This is a genomic window from Micromonospora arida (genome assembly GCF_042873195.1).
GTDB lineage: Bacteria > Actinomycetota > Actinomycetes > Mycobacteriales > Micromonosporaceae > Micromonospora > Micromonospora arida.
This window is the reverse complement of record NZ_JBIALC010000013.1, coordinates 18,939-34,414: the sequence shown is the minus strand read 5'-3', so window position 1 is coordinate 34,414 and position 15,476 is coordinate 18,939. Positions and strand designations below refer to the sequence as shown.

At 72.4% G+C, this 15,476-nt stretch carries 16 protein-coding genes; 5 read left to right on the top strand and 11 right to left on the bottom strand.

What is annotated here, in order from left to right; genetic code table 11:
* Positions 1 to 236 precede the first annotated feature (236 nt).
* Positions 237 to 1,991 carry an exo-alpha-sialidase gene (locus tag ACFYP0_RS28200; RefSeq protein WP_356980278.1) on the top strand — a complete coding sequence of 585 codons (1,755 nt, stop codon included), beginning with the start codon at positions 237 to 239 and terminating at the stop codon, positions 1,989 to 1,991.
* Between the two features lie 63 nt (positions 1,992 to 2,054).
* Here the strand turns inward: ACFYP0_RS28200 and ACFYP0_RS28195 are convergent, their stop codons facing one another.
* The 7 genes from ACFYP0_RS28195 to ACFYP0_RS28165 all read right to left on the bottom strand — a co-directional run bounded on the left by ACFYP0_RS28195 (position 2,055) and on the right by ACFYP0_RS28165 (position 7,575).
* Positions 2,055 to 2,672, bottom strand: coding sequence for a malonic semialdehyde reductase (locus ACFYP0_RS28195; protein ID WP_124862816.1), 618 nt, complete (start codon positions 2,670 to 2,672; stop codon positions 2,055 to 2,057).
* Between the two features lie 61 nt (positions 2,673 to 2,733).
* On the bottom strand, positions 2,734 to 3,294 hold the full coding sequence (locus ACFYP0_RS28190) for a flavin reductase family protein (protein WP_124862819.1): 561 nt from the start codon (positions 3,292 to 3,294) through the stop codon (positions 2,734 to 2,736).
* Positions 3,291 to 4,625, bottom strand: a complete 1,335-nt coding sequence (locus ACFYP0_RS28185; protein WP_355495150.1) for an LLM class flavin-dependent oxidoreductase — start codon at positions 4,623 to 4,625, stop codon at positions 3,291 to 3,293. Before ACFYP0_RS28185 ends, ACFYP0_RS28190 begins: the two co-directional genes overlap by 4 nt.
* 11 nt (positions 4,626 to 4,636) lie before the next feature.
* Complete coding sequence (locus tag ACFYP0_RS28180; RefSeq protein ID WP_386998119.1) at positions 4,637 to 5,503, bottom strand: ABC transporter permease; 867 nt, start codon at positions 5,501 to 5,503, stop codon at positions 4,637 to 4,639.
* Entirely contained in the window at positions 5,496 to 6,341 is an 846-nt protein-coding gene (locus tag ACFYP0_RS28175) for an ABC transporter ATP-binding protein (RefSeq protein WP_355495154.1), read from the bottom strand. Before ACFYP0_RS28175 ends, ACFYP0_RS28180 begins: the two co-directional genes overlap by 8 nt.
* Complete coding sequence (locus ACFYP0_RS28170; protein ID WP_356980273.1) at positions 6,338 to 7,366, bottom strand: ABC transporter substrate-binding protein; 1,029 nt, start codon at positions 7,364 to 7,366, stop codon at positions 6,338 to 6,340. The genes ACFYP0_RS28175 and ACFYP0_RS28170 overlap by 4 nt, the downstream gene beginning before the upstream one ends.
* Positions 7,367 to 7,497: 131 nt before the next feature.
* Entirely contained in the window at positions 7,498 to 7,575 is a 78-nt protein-coding gene (locus ACFYP0_RS28165) for a putative leader peptide (RefSeq protein WP_349881247.1), read from the bottom strand.
* Between the two features lie 247 nt (positions 7,576 to 7,822).
* Here ACFYP0_RS28165 and ACFYP0_RS28160 point away from each other — a divergent pair, with 247 nt between their 5' ends.
* Complete coding sequence (locus tag ACFYP0_RS28160; RefSeq protein ID WP_030333600.1) at positions 7,823 to 8,002, top strand: DUF4236 domain-containing protein; 180 nt, start codon at positions 7,823 to 7,825, stop codon at positions 8,000 to 8,002.
* A gap of 70 nt (positions 8,003 to 8,072) precedes the next feature.
* On the opposite strand, the gene ACFYP0_RS28155 is transcribed toward ACFYP0_RS28160, so the two are convergent.
* Both ACFYP0_RS28155 and ACFYP0_RS28150 read right to left on the bottom strand, forming a co-directional pair.
* On the bottom strand, positions 8,073 to 8,957 hold the full coding sequence (locus tag ACFYP0_RS28155; protein ID WP_356980270.1) for a hypothetical protein: 885 nt from the start codon (positions 8,955 to 8,957) through the stop codon (positions 8,073 to 8,075).
* 24 nt (positions 8,958 to 8,981) lie between these two features.
* Positions 8,982 to 9,503 carry a VOC family protein gene (locus ACFYP0_RS28150; RefSeq protein WP_356980268.1) on the bottom strand — a complete coding sequence of 174 codons (522 nt, stop codon included), beginning with the start codon at positions 9,501 to 9,503 and terminating at the stop codon, positions 8,982 to 8,984.
* A gap of 49 nt (positions 9,504 to 9,552) precedes the next feature.
* Here ACFYP0_RS28150 and ACFYP0_RS28145 point away from each other — a divergent pair, with 49 nt between their 5' ends.
* On the top strand, positions 9,553 to 10,014 hold the full coding sequence (locus ACFYP0_RS28145) for a MarR family winged helix-turn-helix transcriptional regulator (RefSeq protein ID WP_124862836.1): 462 nt from the start codon (positions 9,553 to 9,555) through the stop codon (positions 10,012 to 10,014).
* Positions 10,015 to 10,071: 57 nt separating this feature from the next.
* Complete coding sequence (locus tag ACFYP0_RS28140; RefSeq protein ID WP_356980266.1) at positions 10,072 to 11,718, top strand: tetratricopeptide repeat protein; 1,647 nt, start codon at positions 10,072 to 10,074, stop codon at positions 11,716 to 11,718.
* A gap of 379 nt (positions 11,719 to 12,097) precedes the next feature.
* On the opposite strand, the gene ACFYP0_RS28135 is transcribed toward ACFYP0_RS28140, so the two are convergent.
* Positions 12,098 to 13,468: a sensor histidine kinase gene (locus ACFYP0_RS28135; RefSeq protein ID WP_386998287.1), complete on the bottom strand. Its 1,371-nt coding sequence runs from the start codon at positions 13,466 to 13,468 to the stop codon at positions 12,098 to 12,100.
* A gap of 71 nt (positions 13,469 to 13,539) precedes the next feature.
* On the bottom strand, positions 13,540 to 14,196 hold the full coding sequence (locus ACFYP0_RS28130) for a response regulator transcription factor (RefSeq protein WP_112585109.1): 657 nt from the start codon (positions 14,194 to 14,196) through the stop codon (positions 13,540 to 13,542).
* Positions 14,197 to 14,291: 95 nt separating this feature from the next.
* Here ACFYP0_RS28130 and ACFYP0_RS28125 point away from each other — a divergent pair, with 95 nt between their 5' ends.
* Positions 14,292 to 15,419 (top strand): LolA family protein, encoded by a 1,128-nt coding sequence (locus ACFYP0_RS28125; protein ID WP_356980264.1) that lies wholly within the window; start codon positions 14,292 to 14,294, stop codon positions 15,417 to 15,419.
* Positions 15,420 to 15,476 lie beyond the last annotated feature (57 nt).

The window sequence follows — 15,476 nt, the reverse complement described above, 5'->3', positions numbered from 1 at the left end:
CCGAGCCTGCCAGACGACGCAACATGATGTAAATATCCACGCTCTATCCGGCATCTTCGATCAGGCAAGCGCCATGACTGCACCGTCCACCCCGGACTACCACGTCGTCGCGCACCGCCCCGCGTCGATCTATTGACGACCCGCGCGCAGCCCTTTAACGTCACGACATCAGATATCCGACGTCTTATGCCCATCGACTTTCCCTGCCCCACCCCCGTCCCGGAAGGACATCCCCCGTGTCCCCTGCCCGAGCACTGCCGCGTCGAGTGATAGCGGTCATGGCCGCCGTCCTCGGGGTGGCCGCGATCCTGCCCGCCACGCCCGCTCACGCCGCCCCCGCCGGTGTGAGCGCGACCGCCAGCTCCGACTGCACGACCGGCCGCCTCAACCTGCGGCTCACCAACGGCAGCGCCACCGCGCAGACCTTCACCGTCACCTGGCCGGGCCGCACCAACTCCCCCTGGACCCGGACAGTCGCCGCCGGCAGCAGCAGCAACGAGCTGTACTGGACCCTCCCGGCGGGCACGGCGTACACCCTGCGCACGACCACCCCGACCGGCCTGGACGACACCGCGACCGGCATCTTCCACTGTGGCACCGGCATGTCCGCGGTCGCCAGCTACGACTGCACGGCCGGCCGGCTCCAGCTCGCGCTGGAGAACCGCACCACGACCGCCCGGGACTTCACCGTCACCTGGCCCGGCCGCACCGGGTCCCCCTGGACCCGCACCATCGCCGCTGGCGGCAACTACCTGCACTACTGGACCGTTGGCGCTGGCACCGCGTACACCCTGCGGGTCACCGCCCCCGGGTTCGACAGCACCCTGCGGGGCACCGCCGGTTGCGGCCTGGCCGCCGGCACCCCGCAGATGAACGCCACGACGGTCATCAGCACGCAGTCCGTCATCCGCAACCTCAACGGGCCCAACGGCCGTTACGACGGCACCTCCGCCTCGGTCCGCATCCCGGGCATGGCCGTCACCAACAACGGCACCGTGATCGCCGTCGCCGACGCCCGGATCAACGGCTCGTACGACCTCGGTGGCGGCACCAACAACATCCAGATCGCGATGACCCGCAGCACCGACGGCGGCCGCACCTTCGACCAGCCGCGGATCATCCACGCCCCCGCCACCACGAGCGAGGGAGCGGGCGACCCGAGCCTGCTGGTGGACCGCAGGACCGGCACCGTCTACTGCTTCTACACCTACTCCCCCAAGCCGGGCATCAGCTTCTGGTCCGGCTCCTCCGGTCTCAACACCGCCAACGACCCGAACAGCCTGCACCTGCAATACATCACCAGCCGGGACAACGGTGCCACCTGGAGCGCCCCGGTGGAGCTGAACCCGACGATCAAGGTCCCCACCTGGCAGCAGGCGTTCTTCTCCTCCGGGCACGGCATCCAGACCAGCACCGGGCGCCTGATCCAGCCGTTCGTCTACCGGGACGGGGCGGGTCTCACCCAGACCGGCAACATCTACAGCGACGACAGCGGCGTGACGTGGAAGCGCGGCGGCCCCGCCGGCGGAAACATCAACGAGAGCAAGGCAATCGAACGCGGCACCGGCGCGATCGTGCAGAACATGCGGCACAACAGCACCCGTAGCCGGTTCTACTCCACGTCCACCGACGGCGGCGTGACGTTCGGCCCGGCCACGGCCAGCGCCCTGCTGACCGATCCGCTCTGCAACGCTGACGAGATCTCGTACCTGCGCCCGTCGGAGGTGGGTGCGAACGGCGCACCGGTGCGCACCCGTACCGCACTGTTCAGCAACAACGCGGCCCCGGCCGCGCGCAACGACCTCACCGTCCGACTCTCCACCGACGATGGTGCCAGCTGGCCGGCGCGGGCACTGGTCAAGCCGGGCGGCGCGGGCTACTCCACGATGGCCGTCCTGAACGACGGCACGATCGGCAACCTGTACGAGGTGGGCAACACCGGAGGTATCTTCTTCGCCCGCTTCACGCTGGACTGGGTCAAGGGCGCCTGACCCGCAACCTTCCGCCCCCGGTGCTGGCGCTACGCCGGCACCGGGGGCAGTCCCGTTCGTCGCTCAGCCCTCGAGGGTGCGGATCACCTCCCCGGTGGCCAGCCGGGGCAGGCGGGTCGGCCCGGTGTGCGGTCCCGGGTGCCCGAGGTTGAGCAGAAGCAGCACCTCGTGGCGCCCGTCGGGGAGGAACTCACGCTGCACGCCCGCGGTGTCGAAGCCCGCCATCGGGCCGGCCGCGAGACCCGCCGCGCGGACACCGACGATGAGGTAGCCGATCTGCAGGGTCGCGTTGAACCGGGCCTGCTCGACCCGCGCCGCGCGGTCCGCCAGCCAGTCCCGGGCCTGCGGACGGTGCGGATACAGCTCGGGCAGCCGCTCGTGGAAGTCCACGTCGGCGGCGAGCACCGCCACCAGTGGCGCGCTGGCCGTCTTCGCCCGGTTGCTCGACGAGACGTACGGCAGCAGCCGGGCCCGGGACTCCGGCGAACGCAGCAGCAGCACCCGCAACGGCTGGCCGTTGTACGCGGTCGGCCCGTACCGGATCAGGTCGTGGATCGCCGCGACCTGGGCGTCGGTGACCGGCTCGTCGGTGAACGTGTTGGCCGTGCGGGCCGCCCGGAACAGCAGGTCCTGGGCGGCCCGGTCCAACGCGAGCAGGTCGGCCGTGGTCGGTGCCGTCACGTCGGCACTCCGCTTCCCCGCGTTCCGCCGCGACGCGCCACGTGCCCGATGGTTCGCTCGCTCACGTCGGCACGGCGGTGGTGTAGCCGCCCCGGTGGTGCACCAGCGGTGCGCCGTCGCCGCCGTCGCCGAGCGCCAGTGGTTCGGCGATCACCAGCGTGTGGTCGCCGGCCGGGACCCGGTGCACCACCCGGCAGAGCAGCCGGGCCAGAACCCCGTCGAGCAGCGGCACCCCGAACGGTCCGGGCGTCCAGTCCGGGTACGCGGCGAACCGGTCGATGCCGCTGGTCGCGAAGACCGTGGCGGCCTCCCGCTGCCCGGCGCTGAGCAGGTGCACGGCGACGTGCTCGGCGCGGGCGAGCACCGGCCAACTCGACGACGCCACCCCGAGGCAGAACGAGACCAGCGGTGGGTCCAGCGACACCGACGTGAACGAGGTCGCTGTGAAGCCCGCCCGGATGGGCGCGCCGATCCCACCGAGGCAGGCGGGGTCGGTGGCGCGGGCGACCGCGGTGACCACCGTGACGGTGCTGGCCTGCCGCCGCAGCAGCGCGCGGAACAGATCCGGGTTCACCGGTCGCAGCTCGGCGATGTCCGCCGAGGGGCGCTCCACGGTGGTCATGCCGGCACCAGGGCCGACGCGGCGTACGCGCTGGCCGGTCGGGGCAGGCCGTAGTGCTCGCGCAGCGTCCGACCCGAGTACTCGGTGCGGAACAGCCCACGGGAGCGCAACACCGGCACCACGTGGTCGACGAAGTCGGCGAGCCCGCCGGGCAGGTGCGGCGGCATGATGTTGAACCCGTCGGCGGCGCCCTGGGTGAACCACAGCTCGATCTGGTCGGCGACCTGCTCCGGCGTACCGGCCACGACCCGGTGACCCCGCCCGCCGCCGAGTCGGCCGATCAGCTGGCGGATGGTGAGCTGTTCCCGGCGGGCCAGCTCGGTGACGAGCTGGTAGCGGCTCTGGTGGGCCTGCACGGTGCCGGCGGCCGGCAGCTCCGGCAGCGGCCCGTCCAGCGGCAGGCCGGTCAGGTCGATGCCGAGCATCCCGGAGAGCTGGGCCAGGGCGTAGTCGGGGACGATCAGCTCCTCCAGCTCCGCGGCGAGCGCCCGCGCCTCGGCCTCGGTGCCGCCGAGCACCGGCGCGATGCCGGGCAGGACCTTCACCAGGTCCGGGTCCCGGCCGGCGGCGGTGACCTGCCGGCGCAGCTCGGCGTAGAAGCTCTGCCCGTCGGCGAGGGTCTGCTGCGCGGTGAAGACCGCCTCGGCGTAGCGGGCGGCGAAGGCTGTCCCGTCCGGCGACGAGCCGGCCTGCACCAGCAGCGGTCGACCCTGCGGCCCCCGGGGGATGTTCAGCGGGCCACGTACCTGGAACTCCGGCCCGCGGTGCGCCACCTCGTGCACCCGGTCGGTGTCGGCGAACACCCCGGCCGTGGTGTCGAAGACCAGCGCGTCGTCCTCCCAGCTGTCCCAGAGCTTGATCGCCACGTCGACGAACTCGGCGGCCCGCCGGTAACGGTCGGCGTGTGCGGGGTGGCTGTCCCGGTTGAAGTTGACCGCCTCCCGTTCCTGCGCGGAGGTGACGATGTTCCAGCCGGCCCGACCGCCGCTGAGGTGGTCCAACGAGGCGAACTTGCGGGCGACGTGGAACGGCTCGTTGTAGGTGGTGGAGACCGTCGCGATGAGACCGATGTGCTCGGTCACCGCGGCGAGCGACGCGAGCAGGGTCAGCGGCTCGAAGACGGCCTGGATGTTGTGCCGGGGGTTCGGCCCGACCGAGAGACCGTCGGCGAGGAAGAGCGAGTCGAGGGTGCCGCGTTCGGCGATCCGGGCCAGCTCCTGGAAGTGCCGTACGTCGGTGACCCGACGCGGGTCGGTGCGGGGGTGCCGCCAGGCGGCCTCGTGGTGGCCTACGCCCATCAGGAACGCATTGAGGTGCAGGGTACGGGTCATTGGTGTCCGTCCTATCCGGCAGAGACGTCGACGCGCCACGTGGAGAAGCGACGTTCGAGGGCGACGAGGAGCTGGTTGATGACCAGGCCGATGGCGGAGATCGTGATGATCCCGGAGTACATGTCGGCGATCGCGAAGTTGTACTGCGCGTAGTTGATGAGGTAGCCGAGCCCGGCCTTCGCGCCGACCATCTCGGCCGCGACCAGCACCAGGATCGAGTACGCCCCGGCCAGCCGGACGCCGGTGAAGATGGTCGGCACCGCGGCCGGCAGGATCACCTTCTGGAACAGCCGCAGGTGGTTGAGCCCCATCGAGCGGGCCGACCGGATCAGCAGCGGGTCGACGCCCTTCACCCCGGCGATGGTGTTCAGCAGGATCGGCCAGGAGCACGCGTACAGCACCAGGGCGATCTTGGAGGTCTCCCCCAGGCCGAGGATGAGCACGAACACCGGCAGCAGGGCCAGTGCGGCGGTGTTGCGGAACACCTCCAGCAGCGGGCTGAGCAGCTCAGCGAGCGGCCGGTACCAGCCGATCAGCAGCCCGAGCGGGATGGCGGTGAGCACCGCGAGGCCGAGCCCGGCCAGCGACCGGGTGAGGCTGGCGCCCACGTGCTCGGCGAGCTGCCCGCTGCGCAACAACTCCCACCAGGCCACCAGCACCTCCGACAGCGGCGGCAGGAAGACCCGGTCCACCAGCCCGAGCCGGGGTGCGCCCTCCCAGATCGCGGCCAGCGTGGCGATGGCGACGGTACGGTGCAACACCTTCGCGCCGATGCCGAGCAGTCGACCGGCGCGACCAGGAACGGCCCGGTCGGCCGCAGCGCGGGGCACTGTGGGTGGGCCGACGAGTCGGGTGGGACGTTCGGCGATGTCAACCAACGCGGGCCTCCTCGGTGTGGCGGACGCCGGTGCCCTCGGCCGCCTGGGCGGCCCGCACCTCGTCCCGCAGCAGGGTCCAGATCTGGTGGCGGTGGTGGCGGAACGCGTCGGTGGAGCGGACGTCCTCGACCGCGTCCCGGTCGCCGAGGTCGATGTCGATGACCTGTTTGAGCCGCCCCGGCCGGGACGTCAGCACCGCCACCCGCTGACCCAGGTAGACGGCCTCGTCGATGCCGTGGGTGATGAACACGATCGTCTTGCCGGTGCGGGCCCAGATCCGCACCAGCTCGTCCTGCAACGAGTCGCGGGTCTGCGCGTCCAGGGCGGCGAACGGCTCGTCCATCAGCAGCACGTCCGGGTCGTACGCGAGACTGCGGGCGATGGCCACCCGCTGCTTCATCCCGCCGGACAGCTCGTGCGGGTAGCGATCGGCGAACCCGCGCAGCCCCACCAGGTCGAGGTGGTGCTCGATCAGGGCAGCGCGTTCGGCGCGTGGCACCCCCTTGGCCTCCAGGCCGAACGCGACGTTGCCGGCGGCGGTGCGCCAGGGCAGCAGCGCGTACTGCTGGAAGACGATGCCCCGGTCCAGGCCGGGACCGGTGACCGGCCGACCGTCGACGAGCACCCGCCCCGAGGTCGGCTCGGTGAGCCCGCCGAGCAGGTCGAGCAGCGTGGACTTACCGCAACCGCTGGGGCCGACGACGACCAGGAACTCGCCGGGGCGTACCCCGAGGGTGACCTCGTCCAGCGCGGTCACCGCGCCGGCGCCGCCACGCCGGCTGGCGCGGACCGGGAAGGTCTTGCTCACCCGATCAAAGAGGATCTTGTCGGTGCTCACGCGCTCCCCCCGTCCACGAAGGGGTTGAACCGGTTGGTGTAGATGTCGCCGGGCTTCGGACGGTCGCCCTTGAGCTCACCCTCGGCGGCGAGCCAGTCGATCCAGGTGCCGAACTCCTGCTCGCCGATCACGCCACCACGGCCGGCGACGCCACTGCTCTTCCAGTACGCGACCAGCGACGGGTCCTCGTTGCGGCCGCGCTTGCCGATGATGTCCCGCATCCGGGCGACCACTGTCTCCCGGGGTTGGGTGCGGGCCCACTCGATGGCCTTGCCGACCCCGGTGACGAACGCCTTGACGGTCTCCGGGTTGCGCTTGATGAAGTCGTCGCGGAAGACGTAGGTGCCGCCGCTGAAGGCGCCGAGCAGCTCGTAGTCGGTGAAGATGGTGCGGATGCCGCCGCTGGCGACCGCCTTGTCCCGGATCACCCCGCCGAGCACCGCGACGTCGATCTGCCGCTGCCGCAGCGACTGCTCGGTGTTGACCGGTGGCAGGGCGACCAACTCGACCTGCTTGATCTCGGCGGGGGCGAGGCCGCCGCGGGCGAGCCAGGTCTTGAGCACGGCCTCGGCGTGCGCGCCGAGGGTGTTCATGCCGACCTTCCTGCCGATCAGGTCGCGGGGGCTGCGGACCGGGCTGTCGTCGAGCACGTAGTAGCCCTGGAAGGTCTGCGCGTCCGAGCCGTAGTAGCTGACCACGGCGGTGATCGGGGCGTTGGCGGTGGCGAGCTTGACGATGGCGCCGTTGAACGCGCCGCCGAAGTCGCTCTGCCCGGTGGCCGTGGCCTGGATGTCCTGCGGGCCACCCGTGACGTTGCCGATCCACTTGAGCTTGACGTCGCCGAGGTAGCCGAGGTCGGCGGCGAGTTCGGGGAGGGTGACCTGACCGACCGAGCCCTGGTAGCGCAGCTCGCCGGCCTGGGCGCCGTCGGCTGCCGCGTCACCGCCGCAGCCGGCGGTGGCGGTGAGCACGACCAGCGCCGCAACCGCGGCGAGGGTACGCGGAATGGCACGGGGTGGGGACATGAGGAGTCTCCTGATCTGTCCACGATGGGAGCGGGGACGCCCGGATGAGGGCGTGCGGGCACGCTGCTCCGCGTTGAGCGGGCGGGCGATGGGAGTGCGGCGCTGGAGCCGAGCCGGATGGACCGGTCAGCTCAACAGAGCGCGCTCGCGTGCCGGACCAGGTCGACGTGCACACGAGCGGTGAGGAGAAGCTCATCCCGCTGCGACATGACCCCATGCTGCCCGGGACCGGAACGAGCGGTCAACGGTCTTCCAGAAGATGAGACTTCAATCGCTGCCGATGTTACGAAGCGCCACGAGCAGCGTTTACCGTGCCGCAACACCTATCTGGTGGATAGAGATTGGACGTCCGGTGAGCGACCGTCCAGGACGGACAGCGAGAGGGTTTCAAAAGTTGTCGGTTCGGGCATGTTCGATCTCGACACGGCAGGAAACGGTGACGAGGGGAGACCTCCGATGGGCCTCATGTTTCGCAAGCGCAAGAAGTACGGTCCGATCATCCTGAACTTCACCGAGAACGGCTTCTCCTCGTGGAGCATCAAGATCGGTCGCTGGTCCTGGAACTCCAAGGCGCGTGCGCACCGGGTCGACCTGCCGGGTCCGCTCTCCTGGAAGCAGGACAAGTCCCGGTCGTAGACATCCCGGGAGTCGAGCGGGGTGCCGGTGATCCACCGGCACCCCGCTCGGCGTCTGCGGGGTGGGGCGCTCAGCGCGCCAGGGTGATGATCTCGTCGCCGGCCAGCCGCCCGGACTCGCGATCGCGGCGCAGGGCCCCGGCGTCGATCAGGTCGACGAGCGCCTGGTTGGCGTCGGCGGCCCGATAGACGGTCGCGGTGAGGGTGTGCCGACGCAGCTCGGTGACCGACCGTGGCCCACCTGCCCGCAACTCGGCCAGCAAATCGTGGGCCAGCGGTTCGAGGTCGGGATCGCCGGCCACGTCGACAGTCGTGCCGGTCGGGTCGAGCGGGTCGCGGTAGCGCACGTCGAGGTCCGCGCCGACCGCCCAGAGCGCGTCACGGACAACCTCCAGACTCCGGTCGGAGCGGCTGCCGAACGCGATCACCCCGGCAGCCTCGCCGCCGGGGAGCACCGGTGCCACCTCGGCGACCAGGGGGAAGCCGGCGGAGACGAGCACGTCTCGGGCGCTGTCGCCGGTGTGCAGCAGCAACTCTCCGGTCCGACCGTTGGTCGCGGCGGTGAGCAGCTTCGGCGTCACAGCGCCCGGCAGGTCCACGAAGGAGAACAGCGGCGCGCCGGCCGCCCCGGCGGCCTTCACCGCGACGGGCAGCCGGTACGGCTCGCCGGGCAGCAGGTGCACGGTGACCTCGGCGGGCAGCTCCGCCTCGATCGGGCCGAGTCGGGTTGGCAGGTCGTCGGCGGCGTCGGTCAGCACCAGCACCGTCACCTGCCGGCCGCGCACCTGGTCGCCGTGCGTGGCGACCAGGCGCAGCGCGGCCTCCGCGCTGCCCGCGTCGGCGCCCGCGAGGGCTATGGTGGCCCGCCGGGAGCGGTGCAGGGCCGCGGGCAGCCAGGTCGTCAACTGGCGGACCAGCAGCTCGCGGAGGAAATCAGTGGTCCGGTCGGTCGGCATCGGTCCGTTCTACCGTACGGGCGGTCAGGCCGGGACGGAGATCCCCACCCCGCCCCGGGTCTGGCCGCCGTAACGCTGCCGCTCGGCGTCCAGGTCGAGCCGACCGATCTGCTTGCGGGCGGCCAGCGCGGTGTCGTCGAGCAGGTCGGCAGGGATCAGCCAGACCACCTCGAACTCCAGACCGTCCGGGTCCTTGCCGTAGAGGCTCTTGGTCGTGCCGTGGTCGGAGGTGCCGGCCAGTGCGCCGGCCGCGGCGAGCCGCTCGGCGGTGGCGGCCAGCTCGTCGAGCGTGTCCACCTCCCAGGCGAGGTGGTAGAGGCCGACGGTGGATCGGCCGGCGGTCGACCGCCCGGCGCCCACGCCGATCTCGAAGAGGCCGAGGTCGTGGTCGTTGGTGGAGTCGGGGGCCTGGAGGAAGGTGGCGCCCCGGAAGCCGTCCGGGGTCATCGCCACCGGGCGGAAGCCCAGCACGTCGCGGTAGAACGCGACGCTGCGGGCGAGGTCACTGACGTAGAGGACCGCGTGGTTGAGCCGATGAATACCCATGACCCGAGACTAGCGCGGTTTAGTTGAACATTCAACCATCGGGAGTATGATGGCGGTCATGACCCGCTGGTTGGACCCCGACGAGCAGCGCACGTGGCGCGCGTACCTCACCGCCTCCCGGGTGCTGATGGACAATCTCGACCGTGAGCTGCAACGCGACGCCGGCATGCCGCACGCGTACTACGAGATCCTGGTCCAGCTCTCCGAGGCCCCCGGTCGTCAACTGCGGATGAGCCAGTTGGCGCAGGCTGCGGGGTCGTCCCGCAGCCGGCTCTCGCACGCCGTGGCCCGGCTGGAGGCCGCCGGCTGGGTGCGCCGCGAGGACTGCCCCACCGACCGGCGCGGGCAGATCGCGCTGCTCACCGACGAGGGTTTCGCCACCCTCGCGGCCGCCGCACCCGGCCACGTCGAGGGGGTACGCCGACACCTGTTCGACGCGTTGAGCCCCGCCCAGGTCGACCAGCTACGCCGGATCAGCGAGACCCTGGCCGAGCACCTGACCGGATCCTGACCAATCGACACCGGCGCGGGTCTTGTACTTACCGTCGTCGGATGAGCACGATGGGGCGTGTCTTCCGGCTTCGGTGAACTGACTGATCAGGCGCACCACCTCGTGTCCTCCGGCGATCTGGCCGGCGCACAGCAACTGCTGTCCGACGCGCTCACCGACGCCGACCCCCGCCCGGCCAACGCCACCCCCGAGCTGGCCGAGGCGGCCAGCCTCCAGGCGCGGGTGCTGATCGCCCTCGGCGAGCCGCACTCGGCACGCGGGTGGGCCGCCTTCGCGTACGCGGCCACCACCCGCCTGCACGGCCGCGCCGACCCGCGCACGGTGGCCGCGGCGGCGACTCTGGCCGCGGTGCTGCACCGGGTCGGCAGCCACTCCCGGGCGGCGCGGCTCTACCAGGAAGTCATCATCGAGCTGACCGCGCAGGACGGCCCGGAGTCCCTGCGGGTGCTCGCCGCGCACGCCGACCTGGCCACCGTCGAGTACGCGCGCGGCCAGTGCACGGTGGCCCGCGACCGCCTCCAGGACGCCTGGGAGCTGCACCGCGAGGTGTACGGCGACGGGCACCCCAGCGGCATCAAGATGCTGGCGCGGCTCGGAGCGATGCAGCGCGACTGCGGGCAGTTCGCCGAGGCACACGACAACCTGGCGCTCGCCCGTGAGCTGTGCCGCCAGCACCTGCCCGCCGACGACCCGCTGGCCACCCAGGTGGCGGCGCTGGCCCGGGCGGCGGCCAGTCCCGACCACGCCTGCGCCGACAACCCGCCCACAGCTCGGGACACGCCGGTCGTGCCGGCCGCCCGCGTCCCACCGCACGGCGACGGGCCGGCCGAATCCGGCTACCACCCGCAGGCAGCCGCAACCCACCACGCCGGGGCGGTGCCGAATCCCCGGCTGCCCTCCGACGAGGCGCTCGGGTCGACGGGCAGCAGATGGTCGACCGAAGCGTCGGACGAGCCGTCGCCCCACCCCACCGACCCTCCGGTGCCCCCGTCGGTGGTCGGGCTGGCCGGCGGCACGGAGGAGCAGCCCGGGGTTTACCGGCTGCACCGACCCGCCGACCCGTACGGCTCGCCCGACCCGAACCCGCCGTCCGACCAGCCGCAACCGTCCGACCCGTACGCGCAGCCCGACCCGTACCAATCGTCCGACCCGTCCGCGCAGATCGAGCCGTACACGCCGTCGCGGCTGCTGCCGGTGCCCGTGCACCGCGCGCCGCCGGAGCAGCGCAACCGGCTGGTACCGGTGCTGGTGGCCGGCGTGGTCGTGGTGCTCCTCGGCGCGGCAGCGGTGATCGCCGGGGTGGCCCGGGTCGACGGCGACGACGAACCGAACCCGCCGCCCGCCAGCGCCTCCCCCACCGCCGGCACGCCGGCCGGCACCGCGCCCGCCCCGGGCGGCACGGCACCCACGTCGGCTGCCGCCGCGGCGCCACCCGGCACCCCACCCAGCGCGGTGACCCTGCGCGACAACCGGGACAGCATCGCGCTGAACTGGACCTATCCGACCGGCGGCGAGGGCCCGGTGGTCATCGCTGGCGGTCGCACCGGCCAGACCCACAACATCTTCGCGACGCTGCCCGCCGGCACCACCAGCTTCGTCATCTACGCGCTCAACCGCACCACCGACTTCTGTTTCACCGTCGCCGTCGCCTGGTCCACCGACACCGTGGCCCGTTCCAAGCAGGTCTGCACCCGCCGCCGCTGACCCGCAAGCCACTGCCCCGCCCGCCACTGCCCCGCCCGCCACTGCCCCGCCCGCCACTGCCCTGCCCACCACTGCCCCGCCCGCCACTGCCCCGCCCACCACTGCCCCGCCGGCTACGCCCCGCAGACCTCACTCAGCGTGGGCTACCCGTTGACGAGCCCGTCGTGACACGCCGTCACGCCCGACGCCCCGCCCACAACTCCGGCCCAGGCTTTGCTCTGCTTACCTATACGCACCACCTCGGATGAGCAGCTGAAACGTCGCGACCGCCGCTACAACACGCGTCGGCAATGATCACGTTGCGTAGCTGTCGCATCCGCGGGTGCAGAGCAAAGGGGGATCGGTGGGCGGTTGGGGGGAGGCCGCCGTCACGGACCGTCTACCTTTGGCCGTCCTCGGCCGGCAACGCTGGCAGCAGCAGGCCCACCCGTAGTCCTCGCTGCTCCGGCGCGTCGGTCAGGGTGATGCTGCCGCCCGCGCGTCGGACCAACTCCCGGACGATGGCCAGCCCCAGACCGGCGCCCCCGTCGTCGCGGGCCCGTCCGTCATCCAGCCGGGTGAACCGGTCGAAGACCCGCTCCCGGTCCGCCAACGCGATCCCCGGGCCGTCGTCGGTCACCGTCACCAGGTGGTACGCCCCGACGCCAGGCCTGACCGCGGAGCCCTCCGTCGACGTCGCCTCGGCGGCGAGCACGACACTGCCGGACGCGTGCCGTACCGCGTTGTCGACCAGGTTGGCCAGCACGCGACGCAACTCCTCGACGGTGCCGATCGTCCAGAGCGGGCCGGCCGGCAGCCTCACCCGCACCGGCGGCGACGGGTAGCGGGCGGCGACCTCGGTCAGCAACGCGCCCAGCTCCACCGGGCCGGTCCCCCGGGTTGGCGGGGCCTCGTCCAGCCGCGCCAGCAGCAGGAGATCGTCGACCAGACGGCTCAACCGGTCGGTGTCGGCGAGCAGGTTGGCGGTCAACGCCGTCCAGTCCGTCCGGTCGGCGAGGCGCTGGGCAACCTCCAGCTCGGTCCGGATGTTGGTCAACGGGCTGCGCAGCTCGTGTGCGGCGTCGGAGACGAAGGCCCGCTGCCGGACGCGGGCGGACTCCAGCCGGCCCAGCATGCCGTTGAGGGTGACCGCCAGACGGTGGATCTCGTCGGCCGACGCCGGCACCGGCAGCCGGCCGGCGCCGGCCCTCCCGGTGATCTCCTCGGCACCTCGACGTAACGCCTCGACCGGCCGCAGGGTCGCCCCCACCACCCGCCACGCCACTCCGGCCAGCACGGCCACCAGCAGCGGGAACGCCACCAGCAGGATGGTCCGGACCACATGGGTGCTGTGCCGCACGTCGGCCATCGAGCGGGCGACCAGCACGGTGAGCGGGTCGGCCGCGGTGCCGGCGGGTACGGCGACCACCCGGACCGGGCCGACGAGCCCGACCCGCTCGGCCGGCACCTCCAACCGCTGCCGACCGTCGCGGTTCAGTCGCTCCGGTCGGACCATCGGCACCAGACGGTCGGCGTCGATCGAGGCCGCCCGGATTCGTCCCTGCCCGTCGACGACCTGCACCCGGACCTGCCCCCCAGCCACCGGCAGCGGGTCGGGCAGCGCGTCCTCGGCGGCGAGCAGGGCGACCGCGTCGGCGGTGCGGAACGCCTCGGTGTCGACCGTGCGCTGGAGCACGAAGCTGAGCGCGCCGAGCAGCACCACCCCGCCCAGGGCCAGCCCGATGGTGAGACCGACCACACCGATCGCCATGAGCCGCCCGCGCAGCCCGAGGACCGGCATCCAGCCGAGCCTGGCCCGGGTGGGTGCCGGGCCGTCGGCGGTCACGTCGCCAGCCGGTAGCCGGCGCCCCGGACCGTCTCCAGCCGGTCCCGGCCGAGCTTGCGGCGCAGGTAGCCGACGTAGACCTCGACGGCGTTCGGCGCGGTCTCCAGGCTCGCGTCCCAGACGTGGTCCAACAACTCGACCTTGGAAATCACCTGGCCTGGCCGGCGCATCAGGTAGTCCAGCAGCGCGAACTCCCGCGCGGTCAGCGCCACCTCGGCGTCCGCCCGGGTCACCCGCCGGCGGGCCGGGTCCAGCCGCAGGTCACCAACCGCCAGCACGGTCGGGCGCTCCGGCGCGCCCCGACGCAGCAGGGCCCGCAGCCGGGCCAGCAGCACCACGTACGAGAAGGGTTTGGTCAGGTAGTCGTCGGCGCCGCAGTCGAGGCCGTCGGCCTGGTCGTACTCGCCGTCCTTGGCGGACAGCATCAGCACCGGCAACCAGTGCTGCTCCGCGCGCAGCCGCCGGACCAACTCGTACCCGGAGAGGCCGGGCAGCATCACGTCGAGGATCATGGCGTCGTACCCGCCGTGCCGGGCCGCGTCCAGGCCCGCCGGGCCGGTTGCCGCCACGTCCACCGCGAACCCCTCCGCCTGGAGACCGCGTTGCAGGGCGGCCGCCAACCGGGCCTCGTCCTCCACCACCAGCACCCGCACAGCTCAAGGGTGCCACCCGGGTCAATCGGCGCGGTTCGGTGTCCTCAGCGCGTTCACAGCACGGGCGAGGCAAGATGGCCGCAGGAGGTGCCACCATGTCCGTCCTGAGAAGCCGTCCCGTCCTTCGCTGGCTGGTTCCGGCCACCGCGGCCGTCGCCGTCATCGGCGGTGGCGCGGCGATCGGCACGTTCGCCGCCGAGGCCGAGCCGAGCCTGCCGCCCCGAACCGCCGCTCAGCTCCTGGTCGACCTGCAGACATCCCGGCTGGAGGGTTTGTCCGGGACCGTCGTGCAACGCGCCGACCTCGGCCTGCCGCCCCTCGTCGGGCTGGTTCCCGGCAACGAGCTGACCACCCTGCTGACCGGCACCCACACCCTGCGGGTCTGGTATTCCGGGCCGGACCAGCAGCGGGTCGCGCTGATGGACACGCTGGGCGAGCAGGACATCATCCGCAACGGCCGGGACCTGTGGACGTGGCAGAGTCGCAGCAACACCGCCACCCACCGCACGCTGGGCGGAGACGCCGGGGCCTGGAAGCCCGCCCCCGAGCCGGCGGCGAGCCTGCCGGCCACCCCGCAGCAGGCCGCCGACCTGGCGTTGGACGCGATCGACCCGACCACCGAGGTCAGCGTGGGCCGGTCGGCCACCGTCGCCGGCCGCGACGCGTACGAGTTGGTGCTCCAGCCGCGCGACCAGGACTCCCTGGTGCACCAGTTGCGGATCGCCATCGACGCCAAGCAGCATGTGCCGCTGCGCTTCGAGGTGCTCGCGAAGGGCAGCGACCGGCCGGCGTTCGAGGTGGCCTTCACCCAGGTCGACTACCGCCGCCCCGACGCTGACCAGTTCCGCTTCAACCCGCCGCCCGGCGTGACGGTCAACGAGGAGAAGGCCGAACGCCCCACGGGCAAGCCCGGTCACGTCGAGCCGAAGGGTGACCCGCAGGTCCGCGCGGTCGGCGACGGCTGGACGACCGTGCTGGTTGGCCGCCTCGACGGGGCCGATGTCGGCCGCAAGCCCGCCACGAAGCCGGCCGCTCCCCCGGCCGGCGCCGGGCCGGACCTGGACATGTCGAAGCTGCTCGGCGGGCTGCCGGCGGTCAGTGGTGACTGGGGCAGCGGTCGGCTCCTCACCAGCAAACTGTTCAGCGTCCTGCTCACCGACGACGGCCGGGTGCTGGCCGGAGCGGTGACGCCGGAGCGGCTCTACCAGGCCGCGCGCGGCTGATCTCCGCGGTGTTCGCGCCGGGTCGACCTGACGGTCGGTCCGGCGCTTTTTCTCTGG

Excerpts from the sequence above, each read along its gene's own strand:
- ACFYP0_RS28125 (WP_356980264.1), top strand. The coding sequence starts at position 14,292 with ATGTCCGTCCTGAGAAGCCGTCCCGTCCTTCGCTGGCTGGTTCCGGCC.
- ACFYP0_RS28160 (WP_030333600.1), top strand. The coding sequence starts at position 7,823 with ATGGGCCTCATGTTTCGCAAGCGCAAGAAGTACGGTCCGATCATCCTG.
- ACFYP0_RS28135 (WP_386998287.1), bottom strand. The coding sequence starts at position 13,468 with ATGGCGATCGGTGTGGTCGGTCTCACCATCGGGCTGGCCCTGGGCGGG.
- ACFYP0_RS28155 (WP_356980270.1), bottom strand. The coding sequence starts at position 8,957 with ATGCCGACCGACCGGACCACTGATTTCCTCCGCGAGCTGCTGGTCCGC.
- ACFYP0_RS28185 (WP_355495150.1), bottom strand. The coding sequence starts at position 4,625 with ATGACCCGTACCCTGCACCTCAATGCGTTCCTGATGGGCGTAGGCCAC.
- ACFYP0_RS28170 (WP_356980273.1), bottom strand. The coding sequence starts at position 7,366 with ATGTCCCCACCCCGTGCCATTCCGCGTACCCTCGCCGCGGTTGCGGCG.
- ACFYP0_RS28190 (WP_124862819.1), bottom strand. The coding sequence starts at position 3,294 with ATGACCACCGTGGAGCGCCCCTCGGCGGACATCGCCGAGCTGCGACCG.
- ACFYP0_RS28150 (WP_356980268.1), bottom strand. The coding sequence starts at position 9,503 with ATGGGTATTCATCGGCTCAACCACGCGGTCCTCTACGTCAGTGACCTC.
- ACFYP0_RS28145 (WP_124862836.1), top strand. The coding sequence starts at position 9,553 with ATGGCGGTCATGACCCGCTGGTTGGACCCCGACGAGCAGCGCACGTGG.
- ACFYP0_RS28165 (WP_349881247.1), bottom strand. The coding sequence starts at position 7,575 with ATGTCGCAGCGGGATGAGCTTCTCCTCACCGCTCGTGTGCACGTCGAC.